The organism is Flavobacterium caeni (assembly GCF_900101895.1).
Classification (GTDB): Bacteria; Bacteroidota; Bacteroidia; order Flavobacteriales; family Flavobacteriaceae; genus Flavobacterium; species Flavobacterium caeni.
Window position 1 is genome coordinate 1 of sequence record NZ_FMVF01000037.1, and the last position, 6,562, is coordinate 6,562.

The following is a 6,562-nucleotide window of genomic DNA, read 5'->3' on the forward strand; positions in this document are numbered from 1 at the left end:
TTATCTTCGGCAGAGAGAACTCAGTTCGCTCTGGCGCGACCACGCAAATGCGCGAAACGTTAGGCGTCATTTTTAAAGAACCCAATGAACAAGATAGAAGGCATACCAGACAAAAGTGATTATGAAGATTATTGGGACTTCATAAATTATCGTATTGACGGATATTGGCTGGACGAAAAACTCGAAGAACTATATCCCGACAATAAATACAAAGGACTTATTCCTACACTTGTATACTGGATGGAACGAGAAGACGAAAAAGCAGTTGTTTGGAAAAGAATTTTGCCAAACGAAAACGAGACAACAATTTGTCCAATTCTTATGTGTCCAGACGACAATGACTTTTCTTGTACATTAATAGTTGCTGAAATACGAAATTGCGGCGACTTAATTCAATGGAAACATATTGGTTTAGATAAGACAAAAGAATGGGAGGCTGAGAAAGTTGGCTCTACAGTAGAATGGTTTGACGAAATCGTTGAATTCAATTTTTCTAAACAGGACTATTTGAAAATGATTGAAACATTTAGACAAAGACTACCAATAGACAAATTACGAATTGACGAGCACATAAAGGAGTGGAATGACAAAAAAACGAACGCCTAACCGCCGTTTCATCGACATTGCCGAGATTTCGGTGAGTTGGACGTTCGTTTTTCACGAAGAAAGTTCTATCTTGGCAGAGAATACTCAGTCCGCTTTGTCGGCAACGTCGTGAAGCGGCCTAACGTTGTACGAAATTGCAAAACACTCAGTAGAAGAAACGTTTGGAAACAGAAACAAAAATACTATTCAGAGAATATAGCGACGTTTTAGAGGAAATTGTTGCAGAAACTTTGTGGGCAACTGTAATTGATGCGGAGAGAGGATATTATAAAATAGAAAATGTACCTTTTTACGTTAAGACAGCATTCGAGAATATCATTTTTGCTGAGTTTGATACGGACGAAAATCAACTGGTGTATAAATCAACAGTTACATCTTCTGGAAATTCAACAATTCAAGTAGTGATTCTAAAAAAAGAAATCGGAATAGAAACCGTTCGAAAAATAATCGAGAGCAAAGGTTGCGAATCGGAGAAATTGAATGATAGCTTCTTTGTTATTGACGTTCCTTCAGACGCAAATTATACATCCATTCAAAAAAAATTAGACCAACTTACTCAACAAGGAATTATAGATTATGCAGAGCTATATTTATCAGAAAATCACAGGTGACTAGGCAACTTCGTACAACCGCCGTTAGACGCAGTGCGCTGGTCTTCGGTAGGCGGAAGTTGTGGTTTCACGTAGAAAGTTCTATCTTGGCAGAGAGAACTCAGTTCGCTTGGCCGCGACTGCGCCTAGCGGCCTAACGTTGTGCGAGATTTTGAGAACTCCGGGAAATTTACAATATTTGTAGAATAGAAAATGAAATTATGAGAGCCGTAGACAATCTTAGAAATAATATAATTGACAAATTGCTGACCATCTCTAACAAGGATTATTTGTCGGCTCTAAATCAGTTAATCGAAAAAAGCTCAGTTGATAATAATGTTGTCAAACTAAGCGAAGAACAGATTCTTATGCTCAATATGAGCGACGATGACATCAAAAACAATCGCTACATTTCTCAGGAAGAATTAGATAAAAATGATTTGGAATGGCTAAAAAGTCTATAGTTTGGACTCAAACAGCTATTAAGCAGCGTAGAGAAATTCTTAAATATTGGACAACAAGAAATAAGTCCACTGCGTATGCTGAAAAATTAATTGGCTTGATAAAAGAACGCGTTAGCCTAATTTCAGAAAATCCATTAGCTGGTAAAGAAACATCACATTTTGACACTAGAGAAGCGGCAATGGGAAACTTTAGTATTTATTACAAAGTTACAAATGGCAAAATATTTATAACTGCATTTTGGGATAATAGACAAAGCCCAAAAAAATTGATTAAAATTTTTAAATCCAAGTAAAACCTCGCACAACCGCCGTTTCAAGCCATTGCGGAGATTTTCGTCACCGGAAATCTTTATTTCACGAAGAAAGATTATCTTCGGCAGAGAGAACTCAGTCCGCTTTGATCCGCAACGTCGTGAAGCGGCCTAACGTTATACGAATTGTCCGAGTGACATCCAACAAACCTTGCGACTAGCGCTTTTAACAAAGTATAATTTTTCTTTTTTCTAAAATCTCCACGCTTCCCATCAAAGTATTTTTACATGATCTAAAACTGAATAGTAATATTCTCCTATAATTTCTATACAATTTTCTCATGTGTGACAAAATAATATTTTATGTGAAAATGTCACAAATTTTTGTGTGACATAATAATATTTAATGTGAACATGTCACAAGTTTTCGTGTGACATAATAGCATTTATTGTCAAAATGTCACACATTATAGTGCGACAAAAAAATAAATTATATCAAAATGTCATTAAGTATTTAAACTTTTTGAAATTGAGATCGCACAAGAACCCTGTGAAAATCAAGCAAAAAGCCTAGACAATTCGTATAACCGCCGTTTCAAGCCATTGCCGGGTTTTCGGTAGCCGGAAGTTGTGGTTTCACGAAGAAACATTATCTTCGGCAGAGAGAACTCGGCCCGCTCCGATCGGCAACGTCGTGAAGCGGCCTAACGTTAGGCAAAAATTGGAGAATGAAGATATATCGATTATACATTTTAGTATTTGCGTTTTTTATTTTTGGATGTACTAGTAAATCCGACAGAAAATATATATTCTATTCTGGGCCTGCTTTTTTCTCAGGTTTCACTTTAGAATTAGATGAATCAAATAGTGAGATTTTAGTTTCAATTCCCGCTAATTACTTTGTAAGTGATTCTATTTCTAAAACTTATTTTAAATTCTTAGATTCGATTGAATTTAAAAAAATTAAACCCTTCGTCCCACAAGACAGTAAATTAAAATTTAATTTAAGAGAAGATCAGTTCGAGAATCTAAAAGCGAATCTGAAATCTCTTAGTGAAATACATTTATCAAAGAAAGATATGATTCCGCCAACTGATGGAATTACAATCATGCTAAAAACAAAATCAAAAAATGATAGTATCGAAAAAGTTTTTTATTCTCCTTCAAAAGAATCTAATCAAGGAAAAATAATAACTGAAATCTATTCACAGCTTGAGCAAATTTCATCTAAGGATTATCTTTTTGAAAATGCTATTGAAAATTCCCAACGATACTTTTCAGATAGAATATTAAAATTGAAATCGACAAATCCACTTTATGTAAAAATTCTCACAGAAGATTGTGGTGATTTAGAGACCGAAATAAATAAACTTCCTAAATCAGAAAAGATATATTTAGATATAACTAATATGCGTTCTTATAGAGACGACTGTTTAGAAAAGGTGATTCGGAAAAAGTATGCAAAGATTTGTATCGTTGGAAATGAAGCATTTTATGACGAGTAATTTTCGCCTAACCGCCGTTTCAAGCCATTGCCGGGATTTCGTTAGCCGGAAGTTGCGGTTTCACGTAGAAACATTATCTTCGGCAGAGAGAACTCAGTCCGCTTTGATCGGCAACGTCGTGAAGCGGCCTAACGTTACGCGATATGCATAAATCACACGACATGAAAACATCATATTTTATAATTGCATTTTATTTTACTTTAAGTACTCTCAATGCACAAAGTGCGGATGAATTAAATAAACAATCCAAAGAACTCATAGCTAAACAGGATTATAAAAATGCATTACCGATCTTAAGAAAAGCTGCAGAACAAGGTAGCGCAGAGGCTCAATACAACTTGGGCTATTTTCTTTCTGCTGGCGTTGGCACAAATAGGAATGTTGTAGAAGGAATTAAATGGTATAGATTATCGTCTGAAAATGGTTTTAATGATGGGCATTATGCGATGATGATGGCCTACGGCAATGGCGAGGGCGTTCAACAGAATTCGGCAGTAGCTTTTCAATATGCTATAAAATGTGCAAACAATAACGATCCAACATGTATATGGAATGTTGTCACTTGTTACGCTACAGGAATGGGTGTAAATAAAAACGAAGGACTTTTCAAGACTTGGATATTTAAATTGGCTAAACTTGAAAATCCAGAAAACTTAGCACAAAGCGGTTACATAACTTCCGCTAGATTAGAATTAGCAAAATATTATTTAATTGGAAATCATTTTCCTGTAGACTTATATCAAAGCTATCTTTGGTACATAATATATAATGAAAATAAAGTTGATTTTTCCATTTTAAAACAAGATGAAGTCATTAAAGAAATTAAAGAATTAGAAAAAAGTCTTTCGTCAAAACAACTGGAAACCGCAAAAAAAGATGCAGAAAATTTAATCGGTAGAGACTTGAGAAATTTTGATCAACTTTATAAAAATACGCTGTAAGCACATCGCGTAACCCTCGCTAAGTCGCAATTGCGGAGATTTCGGTAGCCGGAAGTTGTGGTTTCACGAAGAAATATTATCTTCGGCAGAGAGTACTCAGTTCGCTTTGATCCGCAACTGCGCTTAGCGAGATAACGTTAGCCAAACCCTTGAGTACGAAACCTAGAAACACGAGGATAAAATGAGAAACATAATATTTTTTCCAATTGCAATTTTGGCTTTCTCAATATTATTCTTGGCTTTGATGTCTCAAGATTTTCTTACTTCAATAATTCCTGGATGGCACACCACAATTATTCCTTTATATTTCATTGTAATCTTTACTGTGGTCATAAATTTGATATTTCCTTGGCTCATCTATTCTTGGTTAAAAAAGCAAAATAAAACACCTAACGCTAAATTATTTCTTTGTCATATTTTGCTGTCAACAATAATAATTCTAATGATGAAATTTCCTTTATTTCTGGTTTCCTCCGAAAATTTCCAAGAAACTATGGACAAAGTGATGACTGTTTTTAAAGTTTTAGCGATTGCTTTTTTGCTCGAACAAATTATATTTTTGATTTACATTTTAAAAATTTCAAGAAGAACCTTAAAAAAAGCTGTGTAGCGGGTTCGGCTAACCGCCGTTTCAAGCCATTGCGGGGATTTCGGTAGCCGGAAGTTGCAGTTTCACGAAGAAAGATTATCTTCGGCAGAGAGAACTCAGTCCGCTTCGATCCGCAACGGCGTGAAGCGGCCTAACGTTACTTGCAATTTTTCGAGAACTTCATCGTCAAGCATAAACTTTTGTATATTTGATGAAAGTTTGAAAATGACGACAAAAGAAATCATATTAAAAACACTAAAATCAAATAAGCCTAAGCTTTCGAAACTTGGTATTCGAAATGTTGGTTTGTTTGGCTCATATATTCGTAATGAGCAATCAAGTGAAAGTGATATCGACTTGTTGATTGATTTTGAGCCTGAAAAAGAAAACTTTGACAACTACATGGCTGTGTATGACTTGTTCGAAAAAATTTTCAAGAATGAAAAAGTAGAAGTCGTGACTAAAAATGGGTTGAGTCCATATATTGGACCTAACATTCTAAAAGAAGTTCAGTATGTCTAAAAATCCCAAAGAATTTCTTAGACACATAGTTGACGAATGCTCATATTTGATTTCAGTAAGCCAGAATTTAGAATATAATTCATTTTTGGACGACGAAACATTAAAACGCGCTGTTGTCCGAAGTTTAGAAATAATCGGAGAAGCAACAAAGAACATTCCTGCGGATTTTAGATCCAACCATAATTCCATTCAATGGAAAAGTATGGCAGGAATGCGAGATCGATTGATTCATGATTATATTGGAGTAAATTATTCAATTGTTTGGGATGTGATTAAAAATAAAATCCCTGAACTCAAAAATCAAATCGATCAAGTTTTATCCCAGGAATAAAAACTGCAAGTAACAGCGCAGTTAAGCAAGAGCTGGATTTCGGTAAGTTGAACGTTCGGTTTTCACGAAGAAAGTCTTATCTTGGCAGAGAGTACTCAGTTCGCTCTGACGCTCCTGCGTAACTGCGCGAAACGTTGTGCGATATTGCAGAAACCTCGAAAACATGAACATGGTAAAGTCAACATCGGAAATTTTAGCATTTAAAATTCTCAATCGAAATGTAAATAACGTTTGGATAAATTGGGCAATAGAAATGCTAATGGCTGGATTCGATTCCGAAAATTTGCTTTACCTCGCAGGAGAAAATGAACAAACAAATCAATTTGAACTGCAAAAAATTGCAGATCGAGCTTTAAATGAACTTAAATTAGATTACTCTGATCGCGAAATAGTTATCGAAAATTATATTTGCTATTTATTAGATGAAGCAATATTAGAAAAGCGAAGTTATGAGTCGGTCTTAAAAAACCTAAAAGATTTGTGTATTGAACTCGATTACGAATCTTCTCTATATGATTTTTATTCTCTTTATTTTGCTCAAGATGATCTAAAATACTCGACTCATCAATGGTATTGGGAAAACGCAAACAGAGAAAATATAAATCAAATTATTAAAGATTACTTTTATAAAAGAAAAGCTAGCTGTACGTAGCAACATCGCACAACCGCCGTTTCAAGCAATTGCCGCGTTTTCAGTAAGTTGAACGTTTGGTTTTCACGAACTTTGTTTTATCTTCACCGAGCGAACTCAGTTCCGCATTGA

The 6,562-nt window shown here is 35.0% G+C and carries 11 protein-coding genes; all 11 read left to right on the top strand.

Going from position 1 to position 6,562, the window contains the following annotated elements; translation table 11 throughout:
* Positions 1-84: 84 nt before the first annotated feature.
* The 11 genes from BLP55_RS16010 (at position 85) to BLP55_RS16055 (ending at position 6,451) form a co-directional block, all read left to right on the top strand.
* Complete coding sequence (locus tag BLP55_RS16010; protein ID WP_091147155.1) at positions 85-606, top strand: hypothetical protein; 522 nt, start codon at positions 85-87, stop codon at positions 604-606.
* Positions 584-718 carry a hypothetical protein gene (locus BLP55_RS17370; RefSeq protein WP_262494185.1) on the top strand — a complete coding sequence of 45 codons (135 nt, stop codon included), beginning with the start codon at positions 584-586 and terminating at the stop codon, positions 716-718. Before BLP55_RS16010 ends, BLP55_RS17370 begins: the two co-directional genes overlap by 23 nt.
* A 49-nt stretch (positions 719-767) precedes the next feature.
* Positions 768-1,217 (top strand): DUF4265 domain-containing protein, encoded by a 450-nt coding sequence (locus tag BLP55_RS16015; RefSeq protein ID WP_091147159.1) that lies wholly within the window; start codon positions 768-770, stop codon positions 1,215-1,217.
* A 200-nt stretch (positions 1,218-1,417) separates the two neighbouring features.
* Positions 1,418-1,660 (top strand): hypothetical protein, encoded by a 243-nt coding sequence (locus BLP55_RS16020; protein WP_091147163.1) that lies wholly within the window; start codon positions 1,418-1,420, stop codon positions 1,658-1,660.
* Positions 1,642-1,953 (top strand): type II toxin-antitoxin system RelE/ParE family toxin, encoded by a 312-nt coding sequence (locus BLP55_RS16025; protein WP_091147165.1) that lies wholly within the window; start codon positions 1,642-1,644, stop codon positions 1,951-1,953. Before BLP55_RS16020 ends, BLP55_RS16025 begins: the two co-directional genes overlap by 19 nt.
* A gap of 686 nt (positions 1,954-2,639) precedes the next feature.
* Complete coding sequence (locus tag BLP55_RS16030; protein WP_091147172.1) at positions 2,640-3,416, top strand: hypothetical protein; 777 nt, start codon at positions 2,640-2,642, stop codon at positions 3,414-3,416.
* Between the two features lie 161 nt (positions 3,417-3,577).
* Entirely contained in the window at positions 3,578-4,357 is a 780-nt protein-coding gene (locus BLP55_RS16035) for a tetratricopeptide repeat protein (RefSeq protein WP_170826901.1), read from the top strand.
* Positions 4,358-4,538: 181 nt separating this feature from the next.
* Entirely contained in the window at positions 4,539-4,967 is a 429-nt protein-coding gene (locus BLP55_RS16040) for a hypothetical protein (RefSeq protein WP_139149784.1), read from the top strand.
* A gap of 204 nt (positions 4,968-5,171) precedes the next feature.
* Entirely contained in the window at positions 5,172-5,468 is a 297-nt protein-coding gene (locus BLP55_RS16045; RefSeq protein ID WP_091147180.1) for a nucleotidyltransferase family protein, read from the top strand.
* The gene (locus BLP55_RS16050; protein WP_091147184.1) at positions 5,461-5,799 is read left to right on the top strand and encodes a HepT-like ribonuclease domain-containing protein; all 339 of its coding nucleotides are present in this window, start codon (positions 5,461-5,463) and stop codon (positions 5,797-5,799) included. The genes BLP55_RS16045 and BLP55_RS16050 overlap by 8 nt, the downstream gene beginning before the upstream one ends.
* Before the next feature lie 163 nt (positions 5,800-5,962).
* On the top strand, positions 5,963-6,451 hold the full coding sequence (locus BLP55_RS16055; protein ID WP_091147188.1) for a hypothetical protein: 489 nt from the start codon (positions 5,963-5,965) through the stop codon (positions 6,449-6,451).
* The last annotated feature ends 111 nt before the right edge of the window (positions 6,452-6,562 follow it).